Genomic DNA, 17,339 nt, shown 5'->3' on the forward strand with positions numbered 1-17,339 from the left:
CGCTCACACCCCCGCCGGCACGTCGTCGCCCAGGTGCGCGAGCCGCTCGGCGACCGCCTCCGCCGTCGGGGCGTCCAGCCGGCCCGCCAGCCGGCCGTCCGCGAGGAACAGCACGGTGTCGGCCCAGGAGGCGGCGACCGGATCGTGCGTCACCATCACCACCGTGCGGCCGTGCACCCGCACCGCCTTCCGCAGCAGCCCGAGCACGTCCCGGGCGCTGCGCGAGTCGAGCGCGCCCGTCGGCTCGTCAGCGAAGATCACCCGTGGCTCGGTGACCAGGGCCCGGGCGATCGCCACCCGCTGGCGCTGACCGCCGGAGAGCTGGTCCGGCCGGTGCCCGAGCCGGTCGCCGAGCCCCAGGTCCGTCAGCACCTCGCGCACCCGCCGCCGGTCCACGCGCCGCCCGGCCAGCTTCAGCGGCAGGACCGTGTTCTGCCCGACGGTCAGCGTCTCCAGCAGGTTGTACTGCTGGAACACGAAGCCGATCCGGCCGCGCCGGAACCGGGTGAGTTCGGCCTCGCCACCGCCGGTCAGCTCGGTGCCGTCCACCCGCACGATCCCGCTGTCGGGCCGGTCCAGGCCCGCCGCGCACTGCAGCAGCGTCGACTTGCCGGAACCGGACGGCCCCATCACCGCCGTGAACGTGCCCCGCCCGAGCCCGAGCGTCACCCCGTCCAGGGCGGTCACGGCGCTGTCGGCGCTCCCGTACGTCTTGGTGACCTTGACCAGCCGCAGCGCCTCGGCGGCGGGTTCGCGCTGCTGGTCCTGTCGTGGGCCGGTGCGGAACATCTCGTCGTCCCCCTTCGTCGACACGCCCTGTGTCTCGCCCTCGACGCTACGGAGCGGGGGACGCGACCACACTGGCCGCAGAACCCGTATCGCGGGGTGTACTCAGCGACACCCCCCGGGTACTCGATCACCCCCCGTACGGAAAGGGCTGACTCGGCATGCAGATCGATCTGAAGGGCCGCACCGCTCTCGTCACCGGCTCCACGCAGGGCATCGGCGCCGCCATCGCCGCGGGACTGGCCCGGGCGGGCGCCCGGGTGGGTGTCAACGGCCGGTCGCCGGGCCGCGTGGAGGAGGCCGTGGAGCGCATGCGGGACGAGGTGCCCGGCGCCGACCTGGTGCCCGTCGCCGCCGACGTCACCGGCGACGAGGGCGCCCGGCAGGCGCTGGACGCCCTGGGGCAGGTGGACGTCCTCGTCAACAACCTCGGCGTCTTCGAGTCCGCCGACCCGCTGGAGATCAGCGACGACGAGTGGCGGCGCTACTTCGAGGTGAACGTGCTGTCCGCCGTGCGCCTCACCCGGCTCGTGCTGCCCGGCATGACCGCATGCGGCTGGGGCCGCGTCCAGTACATCGCCAGCGACTCGGCCGTCGTCATCCCCGCCGAGATGATCCACTACGGCATGTCCAAGACGGCCCTGCTCGCCGTGAGCCGGGGCTTCGCCAAGCAGGCCGCCGGCACCGGCGTCACGGTGAACTCCGTCATCGCCGGGCCGACCCACACCGGCGGCGTCGAGGACTTCGTGTACCAGCTCGTCGACCGCGACCTGCCGTGGGACGAGGCCCAGCGCGCCTTCATGCGGAAGCACCGGCCGCAGTCGCTGCTGCAGCGGCTGATCGAGCCGGAGGAGATCGCCCACATGGTCGTCTACCTCGCCTCCGACCAGGCCTCGGCCACCACGGGCGGCGCCCTGCGCGTGGACGGCGGCTACGTCGACTCGATCCTGCCCTGAGTCACGCGCCGCCCACCAGGATCACCTCCAGCGTGCGCGGCCCGTGCACCCCCTCCACCCGGTCCAGCTCGATGTCACTGGTCGCCGAAGGACCGGAGATCCAGGTCAGCGGGCGCGCCGGGTCCAGGCGTCCGAGCGCTTGCGGTACGGACGACACGACCTGGTCCGGGACGTGGACGACGCAGACGTGATGGTCCGGGACGAGGGTGATCCGGCGCCGCCCCTGGTCGGGCGAGCCGTCCAGCACGATCGTCCCGGTCTCCGCGACGGCGACCGCACAGGCCGTCACGACGCTGTCCACCCGGTCGAGTTCGGCCGGGGTGCTCCCGGCCCGGTCCGCCACCCGCGGCACGCCGGTCGCCGCCAGCCACGCCTCGTCCAGCCCGGGCGGCACCAGCACCGACGCCGCACCGCGCTTCTCCAGCAACGCCGCGATCAGTGCGGGCAGGCCGGCCTCGTCGGTGCGGTGCACGAGCGCCCGGTAGTCCGCCAGGTTCTCGGCGAGCAGCTCCACCGTCTCCGCGGCGGTCCGCTGCCCGTGCTCGCGCAGATAGTCCCGCGCGATCGGCGCGTCGTCGGCCGGCGCGTCCGCGAGCGCGCGCCGCACCCGCCCCAGGATCCGCTCCCTGCTGTTCACTTCGCCCCGTCCTTCCCGCCGCGCGTGCGCTGCCACCAGTCCCGGAACGGCTCGGCCGGCATCGCCGGCAGATCCCTGGTCCCGCTCCACGCCTTGCCCGGGCCGGGCAGCGTACGGGGATGGAAGCGGCGGGTCCGGGAGGCGGCGCGCTGGCCGGTGCGCAGGGCGCCCGGGTGCGTGAACGCCCAGCGGGCCGCGCGCATCGCCGCCCGCTCCGCGGCATGGCCCTTCGCCGGCCGCAGCACCACCCGGTTGCCCTCCCGGGTCACCGCGCCGCCCTGCACGACCCGCTCCCGCAGGTGCACCAGCACCTCGGGGATGTCGATGGCGACGGGGCACACCTCGTAGCACGCCCCGCACAGCGAGGACGCGTACGGCAGCGAGGCGTCGATCTCGCTGCCCGTGCCCCGCAGTTGGGGGCTGAGGATCGCGCCGATCGGGCCGGGGTACACCGAACCGTAGGCGTGGCCGCCGGCCCGCTCGTAGACCGGGCACACGTTCAGGCAGGCCGAGCAGCGGATGCAGCGCAGCGCCTGCCGGCCGACCTCGTCGGCGAGGGTGTCGGTGCGGCCGTTGTCCAGCAGCACCAGGTGGAAGGTGCTCGGCCCGTCCCCGTCGGCGGTGCCGGTCCAGGTCGACGTGTACGGGTTCATGCGCTCGGCGGTGGAGGAACGGGGGAGGGTCTGCAGGAACACCTCCAGGTCCCGCCACGTCGGCACGATCTTCTCGATGCCGACGACCGAGATCAGCGTCTCGGGCAGGGTCAGGCACATCCGCCCGTTGCCCTCGGACTCCACGACCACGAGGGTGCCCGTCTCGGCGACCATGAAGTTGGCGCCGGAGATGCCGACCTTGGCCCGCAGGAACTTCTCGCGCAGGTGCAGCCGGGCCGCCTCGGCGAGTTCGGCGGGCGTGTCGGTCAGGCCCTCGGGAGCGGGGCGGCCCCACTCGCTCATCTCCCGGGCGAAGATGTCGCGGATCTCGCCCCGGTTGCGGTGGATGGCCGGCACGAGGATGTGCGAGGGCCGGTCCCGGCCCAACTGCACGATCAGCTCGGCCAGATCGGTCTCGTAGGCGTGGATGCCCGCGGCCTCCAGGGCCTCGTTGAGCCCGATCTCCTGCGTGGCCATCGACTTGACCTTGACGACCTCCGTCTCGCCGGTCATCCGCACCAGCTGCGTGACGATCTCGTTGGCCTCGGCGGCGTCGGCGGCCCAGTGCACGACGCCGCCCGCCGCCGTGACCGCCTCCTCCAACTGCACCAGGTAGCGGTCGAGGTGACGCAGTGTGTGGTCCTTGATCCGCTTGCCCGCCTCGCGCAGCTCGGCCCAGTCGGACACCTCCGCCACGGCCTTCGCCCGCTTGGCGCGGATGGTGTGCGTGGCGTGCCGCAGGTTGCCCCGCAGGGTCGCGTCGCCCACGGCCTCCCGCGCCGCCTCCGGAAAGGCCGGCATCCCCAGGTACGTCCCGCTCATACGGCCGGTTCCTCCTCCGTGCTCGCCAGGATCTCCGCGATGTGCACCGGCCGCATGCCGGTCCGCAGCCGGGTCATCGTGCCCCCGATGTGCATCAGGCAGGAGTTGTCGGCCGCGCACAGCACCTCGGCGCCCGTCGACTCGGCGTTGCGCACCTTGTCCGCGCCCATAGCCGCCGACACGTCGGAGTTCTTCAGCGCGAAGGTGCCGCCGAAGCCGCAGCACTCGTCGGCGCCCGGCAACTCGGCCAGCTCCAGCCCCTTCACCGCCTGCAGCAGCCGCCGCGGCCGGTCGCCGAGCCCGAGCCCGCGCAGCCCGTGGCAGGTCGGGTGGTAGGTCACCTTGTGCGGGTAGTACGCCCCGACGTCCGTCACGCCCAGCACGTCCACCAGGAACTCGGTGAGCTCGTACGTCTTCGGCACCACCGGCGCCAGCGTGGCCGCGAGGGTGTCCCCGCGCCCCTCGGCCCGGGCCCGCTCACCCATCCGCGGATACAGCTCCCGCACCATCGCCCCGCACGACCCGGAGGGCGTCACGATCGCCTCGTACGCCCCGAAGACATCGGAGAAACGCCGGGCGAGCGGCTCGGCCTCACGGCGGTATCCGGTGTTGTAGTGCGCCTGCCCGCAGCACGTCTGCGCCATCGGGAAGTCGACCTCGACGCCCAGCCTGGTCAGCAGTTTCACCACAGCGCGCCCGGTGTCCGGATACAGCGTGTCGTTGACGCAGGTCAGGAACAGAGCGACACGCATCGCGGCTCCTCGGGGTTGATCATCGGATGAGTGCAGGGTAGTGCGGGCGCGGGGCCGCGGGGAGGCCTCGTCAGGCCGCGGCGAGCCGGTCCTGCGCGGCACGCCACCGCTCGGTGCCGCCCCGCGGTTCGTACCGGGTGAGCGGCTGGGTCCGCACGAGCAGGTTGCGCATGCCCGCCAGGTCCCCGACCAGACCGTGCGCCCGGGCCTGGACGAGCACGTTGCCCAGGGCGGCCGCCTCGGTCGGCCCGGCCACCACCGGCAGCCCGCAGGCGTCGGCGGTCAGCTGGCACAGCAGCGCGTTGCGCGTGCCGCCGCCGACCACGTGCACCACGTCGACGGGGTGCCCGGCCAGCCGCTGCGCGTCCTGGACCGCCTTGCGGTGGGCGAGGGCGAGCGAGTCGAGGATGCAGCGCGTCACCTCGCCCGGCGTGCCGGGCACGGGCTGCCCCGAGGCCCGGCAGGCCTGCGCGATCCGCTCCGGCATGCGACCCGGCGCCAGGAACGCCGCGTCGCCCGCGTCCACGACCGACCGCAGTGCCTCGGCCCTGGACGCCTCCAGCAGCAGCGCGCCCAGGTCCGGCTCGCCCCAGGCCCGCAGGCACTCCTGGAGCAGCCACAGCCCCATGATGTTGCGCAGATACCGGACGGTCCCGTCCAGGCCCAGCTCGTTGGTGAAGTTGGCCGCCCGGCTCTCCTCGGTCAGCACCGGGGCGTCCAGCTCCAGGCCGGCCAGCGACCAGGTCCCGGTGCAGATGTAGGCGAACCGCTCACCCGTCGCGGGGACGGCGGCGACCGCCGAGGCGGTGTCGTGCGACCCGACGGCCGTCACCGGCACGGGACCGGTCAGCCCGGTCTCCTCCAGCACCGCCGGCCGCAGCACCCCCGCCGGGTCCCCGGGCCGGCGCAGCGGGGCGAACAGCCCGAGGTCGATCCCGAGGCGCTCCGCCAGGCCGTACGCCCAGTCCCGCGTGCCCGGGTCGACGAGCTGCGTGGTGGAGGCGTTGGTCAGCTCCGTGCCCTGCTCGCCGGTGAGCCAGTACGTCAGCAGGTCCGGCATCAGCAACAGCCTTTTCGCCTGCGCGAGTTGGGCCGTGCCACGGGCCGCCGTCAGCTGGTACAGGGTGTTGAACGGCGCGTACTGCAGCCCGGTGGCGGCGTACAGCTCCTCGGCGGGCACGGACGCCCACACCTTCTCCGCCACCCCGTCGGTGCGGGAGTCCCGGTAGTGCACGGGGTTGCCGAGCAGAGCGCCGTCGGCATCCAGCAGCCCGTAGTCCACGGCCCAGCTGTCGACGCCGACGGAGTCGACCTGCCCGGCCGCCCTCAGCCCCTCCAGCACCCCGGCGTACAGCGCGAGGACGTCCCACCGCAGCCCCTCGGGCACCCGGACGGGCCGGTTGGGGAAGCGGTGCGCCTCGGTGAGCCGCAGGCTGTCCGGGCCGACCCGGCCGACCATGACGCGCCCGCTGGACGCGCCCAGGTCGACCGCGGCGTAGGACCTCACGTCGGCGCTCACCGCAGGAAGGCGGCCGCGACGCCGGCGTCGACGGGGATGTGCAGACCGGTCGTGTGGGTGAGGTCCCCACCGGTCAGGGCGAACACGGCGTTGGCCACGTGCTCGGGCAGCACCTCGCGCTTGAGGAGGGTCCGCTGGGCGTAGAACTCGCCCAGCTTCTCCTCCTCGACCCCGTACACGGCCGCGCGCTTCGCGCCCCATCCGCCGGCGAAGATCCCCGAGCCGCGCACGACGCCGTCGGGGTTGATCCCGTTGACGCGGATCCCGTGCTCGCCCAGCTCGGCGGCGAGCAGCCGCACCTGGTGGGCCTGGTCGGCCTTGGTGGCCGAGTAGGCGATGTTGTTGGGCCCGGCGAACACGGCGTTCTTCGAGGCGATGTAGACGATGTCACCGCCGAGGCCCTGGGCGATCATCACCCGGGCCGCCTCCCGCGACACCAGGAACGAGCCGCGCGCCATGATGTCGTGCTGCAGGTCCCAGTCCTTCGCGGAGGTCTCCAGCAGCGGCTTGGAGATGGAGATGCCCGCGTTGTTGACCACGAGGTCCACCCCGCCGAAGGCCAGCACCGCCGCCCGGAAGGCCTCGGCGATCTGCTCCTCCGAGGTCACGTCGACCGTCACGGCGACGGCCTTGTCGGGCCCGCCCAGCTCCTCGGCGACGGCCTCGGCGTTCTGCGTGTTCAGGTCGGCGACGACCACGCACGCGCCCTCGGCGACGAGCCGGTGGGCGATGGCCTTGCCGATCCCGCTGCCGGCCCCGGTCACCAGCGCGACCCGCGTGGCGAGCGCCTTGGGCTTCGGCATCCGCTGGAGCTTGGCCTCCTCCAGCGCCCAGTACTCGATGCGGAACTTCTCCGACTCCTCGATCGGCGCGTAGGTGGAGACGGCCTCCGCCCCGCGCATCACGTTGACGGCGTTGACGTAGAACTCGCCCGCGACCCGGGCGGTCTGCTTGTCCTTGCCGAAGGAGAACATGCCGACCCCCGGGATCAGCACGATCGCCGGGTCGGCGCCGCGCATCGCGGGGGAGCCGGGCTCGGCGTGCCGCTCGTAGTAGGCGGCGTACTCCTCGCGGTACCGCGCGTGCAGCTCCTGCAGCCGGGCGATCGCCTCGTCGAGCGGGGCGGCCGGCGGCAGGTCCAGCACCAGCGGCCGGACCTTGGTGCGCAGGAAGTGGTCGGGGCAGGAGGTGCCGAGCGCGGCCAGCCGCGGGTGCTCGGCACGGGCCAGGAAGTCGAGGACGGCCTCGGAGTCGTCGAAGTGCCCCACCTGGGGACGGTCCTGGGAAGCGAGGGCCCGCACGTGCGGCGCGAGGGCGGCGGCCCGCTCCCGCCGCCCGGCGGCGTCCAGGGGGGCGTACCCGTCGAGCACCGGCCCGAAGGGCTCGGGCCTGCCGCGCTCGGCGAGGAACCGCTCGGCGGTGCGGATGATGTGCAGCGAGTTCCGCTCGCACTCCTCCGAGGTGTCGCCCCAGGCGGTGATGCCGTGCCCGCCGAGGATGCAGCCGACGGCCTGCGGGTTGGCCTTCTGCACGGCGGCGATGTCCAGCCCCAGCTGGAACCCGGGCCGCCGCCACGGCACCCACACGACGCTGTCCCCGAAGCACTCGGCGGTCAGCTTCTCGCCGTCGGCGGCGCAGGCGAGCGCGATCCCGGAGTCCGGGTGCAGATGATCGACGTGCGCGGCCTCGACCAGTCCGTGCATGGCGGTGTCGATGGAGGGCGCCGCCCCGCCCTTGCCGTGCAGGCAGTAGTCGAACGCGGCGACCATCTCGTCCTCGCGCTCGACGCCCGGGTACACGTCGACGAGCGCCCGCATCCGGTCCAGCCGCAGCACGGCCAGCCCCGCCTCGGTCAGCGTCCCGAGGTCCCCGCCGGACCCCTTGACCCACATCAGCTCGACGTCCCCGCCGGTGACGGGGTCGGTCCCGGTGCCCTTGGCGGAGGCGTTGCCACCCGCGTAGTTGGTGTTCCGGGGATCGGCCCCGAGCCGGTGCGACCGGGCGAGCAGAGCGTCAGCTTCGGGATGAACAGCCATGCCAGTTCCTTTTCGAATAAGGGGTGAAGTGTCGTCCTCGAGGGGCGCGGGGAACTGCGCGGTCAACCACACACGACCCGCACTCCGCAGATCACAGAACTCGGCAGACGCCTACGCGCCCCACCCCGCCTGCTGCCCACCCACCCGCTCGGCGACGATCTTCTCGGCCCACCCGGACCGCCGGTACGCGGCAAGCGGCTCGGGGTCCAGCCCCATCTCCTCGCGCACTTCCCGCAGCAGCGGCCGCACGTCCGTGTCGTACGCGTCCATCAGCACCGCGTTCGCCTCCAGCACGTCACCGTCCCGCTGCGCGGCGGCCAACGCCTCCCCGTCGACCAGCAGCGCCTTCGCCGTGGCCTCCTGGACGTTCATCACCGACCGGATGATCGCCGGGATCTTCGCCTCGATGTTGTGGCACTGGTCGAGCATGAACGCGACCTCGGGGGAGAACCCGCCGCCGCGCACCACCTCGTACATGATCCGGAACAGCTGGAAGGGGTCCGCGGCACCGACCATGAGGTCGTCGTCCGCGTAGAACCGCGAGTTGAAGTCGAACCCGCCGAGCTTGCCCTCGCGCAGCAGCGTCGCCACGATGAACTCGATGTTGGTCCCGGGCGCGTGGTGCCCCGTGTCGACCACGACCTGGGCCTTGGGCCCGAGCTTGAGGCAGTGGGCGTAGGCGGTGCCCCAGTCCGGCACGTCCGTGGTGTAGAAGGCCGGCTCGAAGAACTTGTACTCCAGCAGCATCCGCTGCCCGTCCCCGAGCCGCTCGTACACCTCGGCCAGCCCTTCGGCCAGCCGGTCCTGCCGGCCGCGGATGTCGTCCTGCCCGGGGTAGTTCGTCCCGTCGGCGAACCACAGCTTCAGATCCGCGGACCCGGTCGCGTCCATGATGTCGACGCACTCCAGCAGGTGGTCCACGGCCTTGCGCCGCACCGCGGCGTCCGGGTGGCAGATGCTCCCGAGCTTGTAGTCGTCGTCCTGGAAGGTGTTGGAGTTGATCGCCCCGAGCCGCACGCCGCGGTCCTCGGCGTACTTCGCCAGCGCCGCGTAGTCGTCGACCCGGTCCCAGGGGATGTGCAGCGCGACCGTCGGCGCGACGCCCGTGAACTCGTGCACCTTCGCCGCGTCGTCCAGCTTCTCCCGCGGCGTGCGCGGCACGCCCGCCTGCGCGAACACCTTGAACCGCGTGCCGGAGTTCCCGTACGCCCACGACGGCGTCTCGACGGCCTGTGTCTTGAGTGCGGCCTTCACCGCGGCGAGCTCGGTCACGTCAGAACTCCTGAGACATCGGGTCGCGACGGCCACGCGTGACGACCACTGAATGAAACGATTCAGGACGCGAAGCTATGGGCCCCCCGAAGGGGTGTCAACCCCTCCGGCCAAGACGCTTTCCCGTGACCAGGGTGTGACCTTCTGGCGTCGAAACTTTTTCGACCGGAACCCATTGACGTGACATGCGCGGCCCGCCTAACGTCCCGGCAACCCAGTTGAAACCTTTCACGACGCCCACGACGCCGAGAGGCTCTCCCGCCGGCGTCGTCGAGGAGCCCCCAATGACCCACCCGTCCACCACGGGTCCGGCCCCGGTTCTGGCGCTGAGGGACGTCTCCAAGTCCTTCGGCGCGGTCCGCGCCCTGCGGGACGTCTCCCTGGAGCTGTTCCCCGGGGAGGTGCACGCCCTGGCCGGCGAGAACGGCGCCGGCAAGTCGACCCTCATCAAGACGCTCGCCGGAGTGCACCGGCCCGACGCCGGCCAGGTGCTGCTCGACGGCGCGCCCGCGGCCTTCCACGGGCCCGGCGACGCCCGCGACGCCGGCATCGCCGTGATCTACCAGGAGCCCACGCTCTTCCCCGACCTGTCGATCGCCGAGAACATCTACATGGGCCGCCAGCCGCGCCGCGCGCTCGGCCGCATCGACCACAAGGCCACGCACCACGCGACCGCCGAGCTGATGAAGCGCCTCGGCGTCGAGCTCGACCCCGACCGCCCCGCACGCGGCCTGTCCATCGCCGACCAGCAGATCGTCGAGATCGCCAAGGCGCTCTCCTTCGAGGCCCGCGTCCTGATCATGGACGAGCCCACCGCCGCCCTCACCGGCAGCGAGGTCGCCCGTCTCTTCGGCGTCGTGCGCACCCTGCGCGAACAGGGCGCCGCCGTGCTGTTCATCTCCCACCGGCTGGAGGAGATCTTCGAGATCTGCCAGCGGGTCACCACCCTGCGCGACGGCGCCTGGATCGCCAGCGAGCCGCTCGCGGGCATGACCGAGGACGACCTGGTGCGCCGCATGGTCGGCCGTGACCTCGACGAGCTGTACCCCAAGCAGCAGGTCGAGCCGGGCGAGGTCGCCCTGAGCGTGCGCCGGCTCACCCGCGAGGGCGTCTTCACCGACGTCTCCTTCGACGTCCGGCACGGCGAGATCGTCGGTCTCGCGGGCCTGGTCGGCGCCGGGCGCACCGAGGTCGCCCGGGCGATCTTCGGCGTCGACCGCTGGGACGCCGGCGAAGTGACCGTCGGCGGCAGGACCCTGGTCAACGGGGCCCCCTCCACGGCCATGGCCGCCGGACTCGCCCTGGTCCCGGAGGACCGGCGTGCCCAGGGCCTGGTGATGGACATGTCGATCGAGCGCAACATCGGTCTGACCGGGCTGCGCACGACCGTGCGGGCCGGGCTCATGGACCGCGGCGCCGAACGCAGCCGCTCCCTGGACTGGGCCGTCAAACTCCAGGTCAAGTACGCCCGGATCGCCGACACCGTCAACACGCTCTCCGGCGGCAACCAGCAGAAGGTCGTGCTGGCCAAGTGGCTCGCCACCGGCCCCGAGGTGCTGATCGTCGACGAGCCGACCCGGGGCATCGACGTGGGCACCAAGGCCGAGGTGCACCGGCTGCTGTCCCAGCTGGCCGCCGACGGCGTGGCCGTCCTGATGATCTCCTCCGACCTGCCCGAGATCCTCGGCATGGCCGACCGCGTGCTGGTGATGCACGAGGGCCGCCTCACCGCCGAGATCCCGCGCTCCGACGCCACCGAGGAAACCGTGATGGCCGCAGCCACCGGGAGGGCCGCCGCATGACGGTCGTGACCCCGCAGGAGGCCCCCGTGGCCGACGTGCCCAAGTCGAGCGGCACACGGCTGGTCGACCGCGTCTTCAAGATGCGCGAACTGGCCATCCTGGTCGTCTTCCTGGTGATGATCGGCGTCACCCAGGCCGGCAACAGCGAGTTCCTCTCCGAGCAGGGCATCAAGGACCTGCTGCTGAACGCGACGATCCTGGTCCTGGTCGCCACCGGCCAGTCCCTGGTCGTCATCACGCGCAACGTCGACCTGTCCGTCGGCTCCACGCTCGGCATCAGCGCCTTCGCCGCCGGCACCTACCTCCAGGGCGGCGGCAACCCGGTCGTGGCGATCGCCCTGGCCGTGCTGCTCGGCATCGCCTTCGGACTGCTCAACGGACTGCTCGTCAGCCTCGGTCAGGTGCCCGCGCTCGTGGTCACCCTCGGCACGCTGTACATCATCCGCGGCATCGACTCCATCTGGGTCGGCTCCCGGCAGATCACCGCGGCCGACCTGCCGGGCGGGTTCGTCGACTTCGGCTCCGGCGGCATCTCCGCGGTGCCGTACCTGGCGCTGATCGCCCTGGCGGTCCTGGTCGCCACCGCCTACTACCTCAAGCACTTCGGCAGCGGCCGCGAGCTCTACGCGCTCGGCTCCAACCCGGAGGCCGCCCGCCTCGCCGGCATCCCGGTGCGCAAGCGGATCCTCGCCGCGTACACCTTCTGCGGCGCCCTCGCCGGACTCGCCGGCGCGATGTACCTCGCCCGGTTCGGCAACGTCGACTCCGGCACCGGCAACGGCTACGAACTGACCGTCGTCAGCGCGGTCGTGGTCGGCGGCGTCGTCTTCACCGGCGGCTCCGGCAGCGTCTACGGCGCGGCCCTCGGCGCCCTGCTGCTGACCTCCATCAACAGCGTGCTGCCCGCCCTCGGCGTCAGCTCCGTCTGGGTGCTCGCCATCAACGGCATCCTGCTCATCCTCGCCATCGCGGTCGACCGGATCGTCGCGCTGCGCGTGGCCTTGGCCCTGAAGAAGAGGAACGCCCGCCATGGCTGACATCTCCGCGAGCCGAGCGGTCCCGTGGTCCGTCCTGAAGAGGTGGGACTCCGCCGTCGGCGCACTCCTCGTCGTCGTCCTGCTGTTCTCCTTCGGCTTCGTCGACGGGTTCGGCAACGCGCTCAACCTGTCGTTCCTGATCGGCAACACGCTCCCCATCGCCCTGATCGCGCTGCCCATGACCCTGCTGGTCGTCTCCGGCGAGATCGATCTGTCGGTGGCGTCCACGGCCGGCCTGTCCGGCGCCGTGATGGGCGCCCTGTGGAACCAGGGCATGGCCATCGAGACGATCATCCCGATCTGCCTGCTGCTGGGCGTGGTGTGCGGCCTGGTCAACGGGCTGCTGGTGACCAGGCTGGGCCTGCCGTCGCTGGCCGTCACCATCGGCACGCTGGCCGCCTACCGGGGCATCGCGCAGATCGTGCTCGGCTCCGACGCGGTGACCGACTTCCCCACGCAGTACCTGGACTTCGCGGCCGGCCGCCTCGGCGACACCTTCATCCCGTACGCCCTGCTGCCCTTCCTCGTGCTGCTCGCCATCGCCGTGGTCGCCCTGCACGCCACACCGTTCGGGCGCTCGCTGTTCGCCATCGGGGCGAGCGAGGAGGCCGCCCGCTTCGCCGGCATCCGCGTCAAGCGGCAGAAGCTGATCCTGTTCACGCTGACCGGACTGATGGCCTCCCTGACCGGCGTCTTCTGGGCGCTGCACTACGCCAGCGCCCGCTTCGACAACGCCACCGGCCTGGAACTGTCCGTCGTGGCGGCCGTGCTGCTCGGCGGCATCGACTTCGACGGCGGCAAGGGCACGCTGGGCGGCGCGATCGCCGGGGTGTTCCTGCTGGGGGCGCTGCAGAACGTGATGAGCCTCCAGGACGTCTCCGCCCAGTCGCAGATCGTCGTCACCGGCGTCCTGCTCGTTCTCTCCGTGCTCGGCCCCCGGGTCGTACGGCAGATCTCCACAGCGAGGGCGGGCCGCAGAGCCGCCGCCTCGACTCCCACCTCATGACCAGCCCCTCCTCGTAAAGGACGACAGCCATGCGCAAGACGACCCTCCGCCGCAGCTGCGCGGCGCTCGCCACCGCCACCTCGCTCGCCCTGGCGCTCACCGCGTGCGGCGGCACCACCAAGAAGGACGTCGCGAACGAAGGCGGTTCCGCCGCCACGGCCGGCAAGGCCGACCCCGACGCCGAGCTGAAGAAGGGCCTGACGGTCGGCTTCCTGCCCAAGCAGGTCAACAACCCCTACTTCACCACCGCCGACAAGGGCGGCGAGAAGGCGCTGAAGGAGCTGGGCTCCAGCTACAAGGAGGTCGGGCCGTCCAGCGCGACCGACACCGCCGGACAGGTCTCCTACGTCAACACGCTCACCCAGCAGCAGGTCGACGCGATGGCCGTGTCCGCGCAGGACCCCGGCGCCCTGTGCACCGCGCTCAAGCAGGCCATGAAGAACGGCATCAAGGTCGTCACCTACGACTCCGACACCACCGCCGACTGCCGCAACGCCTTCGTCTCGCAGGCCTCCGCCGAGGACCTGGGCCGTACCGAGGTGCAGTTGCTCGCCAAGCAGATCGACTACAAGGGCGAGATCGCGATCCTGTCCGCCGCGCAGACGGCGACGAACCAGAACACCTGGATCGACTTCATGAAGGACGAGCTGAAGAAGCCCGAGTACAAGAACATGAAGCTGGTGAAGGTCGCGTACGGCAACGACGACGCCCAGCAGTCCTTCCAGCAGACCCAGGGCCTGCTCCAGGAGTACCCGAACCTGAAGGGGATCATCTCCCCGACCACCGTGGGCATCAAGGCGGCCGCCCAGTACCTGTCGGGCTCCAAGTACAAGGGCAAGGTCAAGCTGACCGGTCTCGGCACCCCCAACGACATGCGCAAGTACGTCAAGAACGGCACCGTCGAGGCGTTCGAGCTGTGGGACCCGGCCAAGCTGGGCGAGCTGGCCGCGCGGACCGCCGTCGCGCTGTCCTCCGGCCAGATCACCGGCAAGGAGGGCGAGACCTTCACGGCCGGTTCCATGGGCGAGTACACGATCGGCAAGGACGGCGTGATCAGCCTCGGCAAGCCGACCGTGTTCGACGCGAAGAACATCGACCAGTTCAACTTCTGAGCCACGAAGGAGCGTTGATGCAGCGCGTGTGCTTCCTGCTGAAGGTCCGGGCGGACCGCCTCGACGAGTACCGCGAGCGGCACGCCGCCGTGTGGCCGGAGATGCTCCGAGCGCTCTCCGAGACCGGCTGGCACAACTACTCGCTCTTCCTGCGCGAGGACGGACTGCTCGTCGGCTACCTGGAGACCGAGGACTTCACCGCGGCCCTGGCCGGTATGGAAGCCACCGACGTCAACGCCCGCTGGCAGGCGGAGATGGCGCCGTTCTTCGAGTCGCTGGACGGCGCCCGGCCCGACGAGGCCATGAAACCGCTCACGGAAGTCTTCCACCTCGCATGACGACGGAGTCCACGAGATGCACAGACGTACCCTGCTGGCCGCCGCCCTCGCGGGAACGGTGGTGACACCCGCCCTGGCCTCCGGCACCGCGCGGGCCGCGACCCCCGGCCCTTCGGTCACCCGGACCGGGACCACCACCCTCGACAGCCAGGCCCTCTTCTTCGTCTCCTACGACGGGCTGGTCAACAACAACGCGTTCCAGAAGAACGGCCTGCTGACCTGCAAGGGCCACCAGTACGCCGTCTGGTACACCGCCGACCGCAACGCCGTCGTCGGCCGCCGCGCCCTCGCATCGACCACCTGGTCGACGGTGAAGGCCGGGCACACCCTGCGCTACGACGACTCCCACAACGTCATCTCCATGGGTGTCTCCAAGGTCGACGGCCGCCTGCACCTCAACATGGACTCCCACAGCGACGGCTTCACCTACGTCAAGTCCGTCGCCGGGCTGATGGACGACCCCGCGGGGCTGAGCTGGACCGCGAGCCGCTTCGGCGCACCGCAGTCCACCCTCGACGGCCTCGCCCTGACCTCGCAGTTCACCTACCCGCAGTTCGTCGCCACGCCGGAGGGCAGGCTCCAGCTCAGCTACCGCGCCGGTGTCTCCGGCAACGGCCGCAACGCGCTCGCCGAGTACGACGGCACCCGGTGGACCGCCCTGGGGGAGTGGTCGAGTTCCACCGGCACCTACACCAGCGAGCACGGCTCCTCCACCGCCCGCAACATGTACCTGCACGGCATCGACTACGACCGCAGCGGCCGGCTGCACGCCTTCTTCACCTGGCGCGAGCAGAACGGCGCCGTGATGTGCAACGGCGGCGGCATCACCAACCACGACACCGGCTACGTCCACTCCGACGACCGCGGCCGCACCTGGCGCAACGTTGCCGGGACCGTCGTCGGCGTCACCGGCGGCTCCGACAAGGTCTCCGTGAACGACGCCGGGCTGGTCGTGGACCCGCTGAACCCGGACCACTCCCTGATGAACCAGGAGAGCCAGTTCACCGACTCCGCGGGCCGGCCGCACGCGATCATCTCCTACGTCCCGGGCCGCTTCGGGCAGTGCACCACGAACTACGTCGCGGACCGGACCAGGAACGGCCGCGCCTTCCACCTCCGCCGCGACGCCTCCGGCACCTGGCGGAAGACCGAGATCCCGGTCCCGCTCGGCTCCAGCCAGCGCACCAAGCTGATCCTGGACCGGTACGACAACGCCTACGCGATCCTCCCCTTCGGCCGGATCGCCGGCGCCTCCGCGGCCTCGGGGCACACCGACTGGAAGGTCCTCTTCGACGGCAGCGGCCTGAACGCCTTCGGCGAGGTCGTCGTCGACGAGACGCGGGTCGCCCAGGACGGGGTGCTGTCCTTCATGTACCAGGAGAAGTCCACCGGTACGACCCCCTCGGCGCTGCGCGTCGCCGACTTCCGGCTGCCCGTCTGACCGTGACCGGTTCCGGGGCGGCGTGCCGGTAATGTGAAGCCGCCCCGGGCCGCCGCCCCCCTCGTCTCCCTCTGGAGGTCCCTGCCCGATGGCCCAGTCGGTGGGTATCAAGGACGTCGCCCGCGCCGCCGGAGTCTCGGTCGGCACGGTGTCGAACGTGATCAACCGCCCGGACACGGTCGCCACCGAGACCCGGGCGCGCGTGCTGTCCGCGATAGACCGGCTCGGCTACGTCCGCAGCGAGTCCGCGCGCCAACTGCGCGCCGGCCGCAGCCGCATCATGGGGCTGCTCGTCCTCGACATGGGCAACCCCTTCTTCGTCGACGTCGCCCGCGGCGCCGAGCGCGCCGCCCGCCAGGCCGGACTCGGCGTGATGGTCTGCAACAGCGCCCAGAACCCGGGCGAGGAGGCCGAGTACCTGTCGCTCTTCGCCGAGCAGCGGGTGCGCGGCGTGCTGCTCACCCCGGCCGACGCGACCGGCCGCAACATCGAGGCGTTCCGCCGGCACGGCATCCCGTTCGTCCTGGTCGACCGGGTCGCCGAGGGCACCACCGAGTGCTCGGTCTCCGTCGACGACGTGGCCGGCGGCGCCCTCGCGGTGCGCCACCTCGTCGACGCCGGGCACCGCTCCCTCGCCTACGTCAGCGGCCCGCCCGGCCTCAACCAGGTCCGCGACCGCCGCACCGGCGCCCTCGAAGCGCTCGCCGAGGCCGGGCTCGGCCCCGACGCGCTGCGCGAGCTGCCCACCGAACGGCTGGACGTCGCAGCGGGCCGGGACGCCGGAGCCCGCCTGCTCGGGCTCGCCGACCGGCCCACCGCCGTGTTCTGCGCCAACGACCTGCTCGCCCTCGGCGTCCTGCAGGCCATGTACGCGGCCGGTGTGCGCGTCCCCGACGACCTCGCCATCGTGGGCTACGACGACATCGAGTTCGCGGCCGCCGCCGCCGTCCCGCTCACCTCGGTCCGCCAGCCCGCCGTCACCATGGGCGCCATGGCCGCCGACCTGCTCCTGGAGGAGACGGAGGAGGAGGGCACGGCCCGGCCGCACGAGCACCGGCGGGTCGTCCTCCAGCCCGAACTCGTGGTCCGGCGCTCCAGCCTTTCGGCCCGCTGACGCCGAGGGTACCTTCGGCTTTACCCAAACCGGGAGATCTGGACGCGCGGAACGCT

General features: G+C 71.9%; 15 protein-coding genes. 8 read left to right on the forward strand and 7 right to left on the reverse strand.

Annotation, left to right across the window (positions count from 1 at the left end; all coding sequences use genetic code 11):
* Positions 1-3: 3 nt before the first annotated feature.
* Complete coding sequence (locus ACPXCS_RS02785) at positions 4-789, reverse strand: ABC transporter ATP-binding protein (protein WP_425946420.1); 786 nt, start codon at positions 787-789, stop codon at positions 4-6.
* A 158-nt stretch (positions 790-947) separates the two neighbouring features.
* Here ACPXCS_RS02785 and ACPXCS_RS02790 point away from each other — a divergent pair, with 158 nt between their 5' ends.
* Entirely contained in the window at positions 948-1,742 is a 795-nt protein-coding gene (locus tag ACPXCS_RS02790; protein ID WP_425946309.1) for an SDR family NAD(P)-dependent oxidoreductase, read from the forward strand.
* A 1-nt stretch (position 1,743) separates the two neighbouring features.
* Here the strand turns inward: ACPXCS_RS02790 and ACPXCS_RS02795 are convergent, their stop codons facing one another.
* The 6 genes from ACPXCS_RS02795 to rhaI form a co-directional block, all read right to left on the reverse strand.
* Positions 1,744-2,379: a LutC/YkgG family protein gene (locus ACPXCS_RS02795; protein WP_425946310.1), complete on the reverse strand. Its 636-nt coding sequence runs from the start codon at positions 2,377-2,379 to the stop codon at positions 1,744-1,746.
* The gene (locus ACPXCS_RS02800; protein WP_425946311.1) at positions 2,376-3,854 is read right to left on the reverse strand and encodes a LutB/LldF family L-lactate oxidation iron-sulfur protein; all 1,479 of its coding nucleotides are present in this window, start codon (positions 3,852-3,854) and stop codon (positions 2,376-2,378) included. The genes ACPXCS_RS02795 and ACPXCS_RS02800 overlap by 4 nt, the downstream gene beginning before the upstream one ends.
* Positions 3,851-4,606 carry a (Fe-S)-binding protein gene (locus tag ACPXCS_RS02805; RefSeq protein ID WP_425946312.1) on the reverse strand — a complete coding sequence of 252 codons (756 nt, stop codon included), beginning with the start codon at positions 4,604-4,606 and terminating at the stop codon, positions 3,851-3,853. The genes ACPXCS_RS02800 and ACPXCS_RS02805 overlap by 4 nt, the downstream gene beginning before the upstream one ends.
* Before the next feature lie 70 nt (positions 4,607-4,676).
* The gene (locus ACPXCS_RS02810) at positions 4,677-6,125 is read right to left on the reverse strand and encodes a rhamnulokinase (protein WP_425946313.1); all 1,449 of its coding nucleotides are present in this window, start codon (positions 6,123-6,125) and stop codon (positions 4,677-4,679) included.
* On the reverse strand, positions 6,122-8,161 hold the full coding sequence (locus ACPXCS_RS02815; protein ID WP_425946314.1) for a bifunctional aldolase/short-chain dehydrogenase: 2,040 nt from the start codon (positions 8,159-8,161) through the stop codon (positions 6,122-6,124). The genes ACPXCS_RS02810 and ACPXCS_RS02815 overlap by 4 nt, the downstream gene beginning before the upstream one ends.
* Positions 8,162-8,272: 111 nt before the next feature.
* Positions 8,273-9,433, reverse strand: a complete 1,161-nt coding sequence (rhaI, locus tag ACPXCS_RS02820) for an L-rhamnose isomerase (protein WP_425946315.1) — start codon at positions 9,431-9,433, stop codon at positions 8,273-8,275.
* 284 nt (positions 9,434-9,717) lie between these two features.
* Here rhaI and ACPXCS_RS02825 point away from each other — a divergent pair, with 284 nt between their 5' ends.
* The 7 genes from ACPXCS_RS02825 to ACPXCS_RS02855 all read left to right on the forward strand — a co-directional run bounded on the left by ACPXCS_RS02825 (position 9,718) and on the right by ACPXCS_RS02855 (position 17,283).
* Complete coding sequence (locus tag ACPXCS_RS02825; RefSeq protein WP_425946316.1) at positions 9,718-11,235, forward strand: sugar ABC transporter ATP-binding protein; 1,518 nt, start codon at positions 9,718-9,720, stop codon at positions 11,233-11,235.
* Entirely contained in the window at positions 11,232-12,272 is a 1,041-nt protein-coding gene (locus ACPXCS_RS02830; protein WP_425946317.1) for an ABC transporter permease, read from the forward strand. The genes ACPXCS_RS02825 and ACPXCS_RS02830 overlap by 4 nt, the downstream gene beginning before the upstream one ends.
* Entirely contained in the window at positions 12,265-13,278 is a 1,014-nt protein-coding gene (locus ACPXCS_RS02835; RefSeq protein ID WP_425946318.1) for an ABC transporter permease, read from the forward strand. Before ACPXCS_RS02830 ends, ACPXCS_RS02835 begins: the two co-directional genes overlap by 8 nt.
* Positions 13,279-13,307: 29 nt before the next feature.
* Positions 13,308-14,390 (forward strand): rhamnose ABC transporter substrate-binding protein, encoded by a 1,083-nt coding sequence (rhaS, locus tag ACPXCS_RS02840; RefSeq protein WP_425946319.1) that lies wholly within the window; start codon positions 13,308-13,310, stop codon positions 14,388-14,390.
* Positions 14,391-14,407: 17 nt separating this feature from the next.
* Entirely contained in the window at positions 14,408-14,728 is a 321-nt protein-coding gene (locus ACPXCS_RS02845) for an L-rhamnose mutarotase (protein WP_425946320.1), read from the forward strand.
* A gap of 16 nt (positions 14,729-14,744) precedes the next feature.
* Positions 14,745-16,169 carry a BNR repeat-containing protein gene (locus tag ACPXCS_RS02850; RefSeq protein WP_425946321.1) on the forward strand — a complete coding sequence of 475 codons (1,425 nt, stop codon included), beginning with the start codon at positions 14,745-14,747 and terminating at the stop codon, positions 16,167-16,169.
* An 88-nt stretch (positions 16,170-16,257) separates the two neighbouring features.
* Positions 16,258-17,283, forward strand: a complete 1,026-nt coding sequence (locus tag ACPXCS_RS02855; RefSeq protein ID WP_425946322.1) for a LacI family DNA-binding transcriptional regulator — start codon at positions 16,258-16,260, stop codon at positions 17,281-17,283.
* Positions 17,284-17,339: the final 56 nt, after the last annotated feature.

The sequence above is a fragment of the Streptomyces sp. DT190 genome (assembly GCF_049846985.1).
Classification (GTDB): domain Bacteria; phylum Actinomycetota; class Actinomycetes; order Streptomycetales; family Streptomycetaceae; genus Streptomyces.

Bases quoted from the DNA above. Each gene is read 5' to 3' on its own strand.
- ACPXCS_RS02785 (WP_425946420.1), bottom strand. From the start codon at position 789: ATGTTCCGCACCGGCCCACGACAGGACCAGCAGCGCGAACCCGCCGCC.
- ACPXCS_RS02790 (WP_425946309.1), top strand. From the start codon at position 948: ATGCAGATCGATCTGAAGGGCCGCACCGCTCTCGTCACCGGCTCCACG.
- ACPXCS_RS02800 (WP_425946311.1), bottom strand. From the start codon at position 3,854: ATGAGCGGGACGTACCTGGGGATGCCGGCCTTTCCGGAGGCGGCGCGG.
- ACPXCS_RS02805 (WP_425946312.1), bottom strand. From the start codon at position 4,606: ATGCGTGTCGCTCTGTTCCTGACCTGCGTCAACGACACGCTGTATCCG.
- ACPXCS_RS02815 (WP_425946314.1), bottom strand. From the start codon at position 8,161: ATGGCTGTTCATCCCGAAGCTGACGCTCTGCTCGCCCGGTCGCACCGG.
- ACPXCS_RS02825 (WP_425946316.1), top strand. From the start codon at position 9,718: ATGACCCACCCGTCCACCACGGGTCCGGCCCCGGTTCTGGCGCTGAGG.
- ACPXCS_RS02830 (WP_425946317.1), top strand. From the start codon at position 11,232: ATGACGGTCGTGACCCCGCAGGAGGCCCCCGTGGCCGACGTGCCCAAG.
- ACPXCS_RS02835 (WP_425946318.1), top strand. From the start codon at position 12,265: ATGGCTGACATCTCCGCGAGCCGAGCGGTCCCGTGGTCCGTCCTGAAG.
- rhaS (WP_425946319.1), top strand. From the start codon at position 13,308: ATGCGCAAGACGACCCTCCGCCGCAGCTGCGCGGCGCTCGCCACCGCC.
- ACPXCS_RS02845 (WP_425946320.1), top strand. From the start codon at position 14,408: ATGCAGCGCGTGTGCTTCCTGCTGAAGGTCCGGGCGGACCGCCTCGAC.
- ACPXCS_RS02850 (WP_425946321.1), top strand. From the start codon at position 14,745: ATGCACAGACGTACCCTGCTGGCCGCCGCCCTCGCGGGAACGGTGGTG.
- ACPXCS_RS02855 (WP_425946322.1), top strand. From the start codon at position 16,258: ATGGCCCAGTCGGTGGGTATCAAGGACGTCGCCCGCGCCGCCGGAGTC.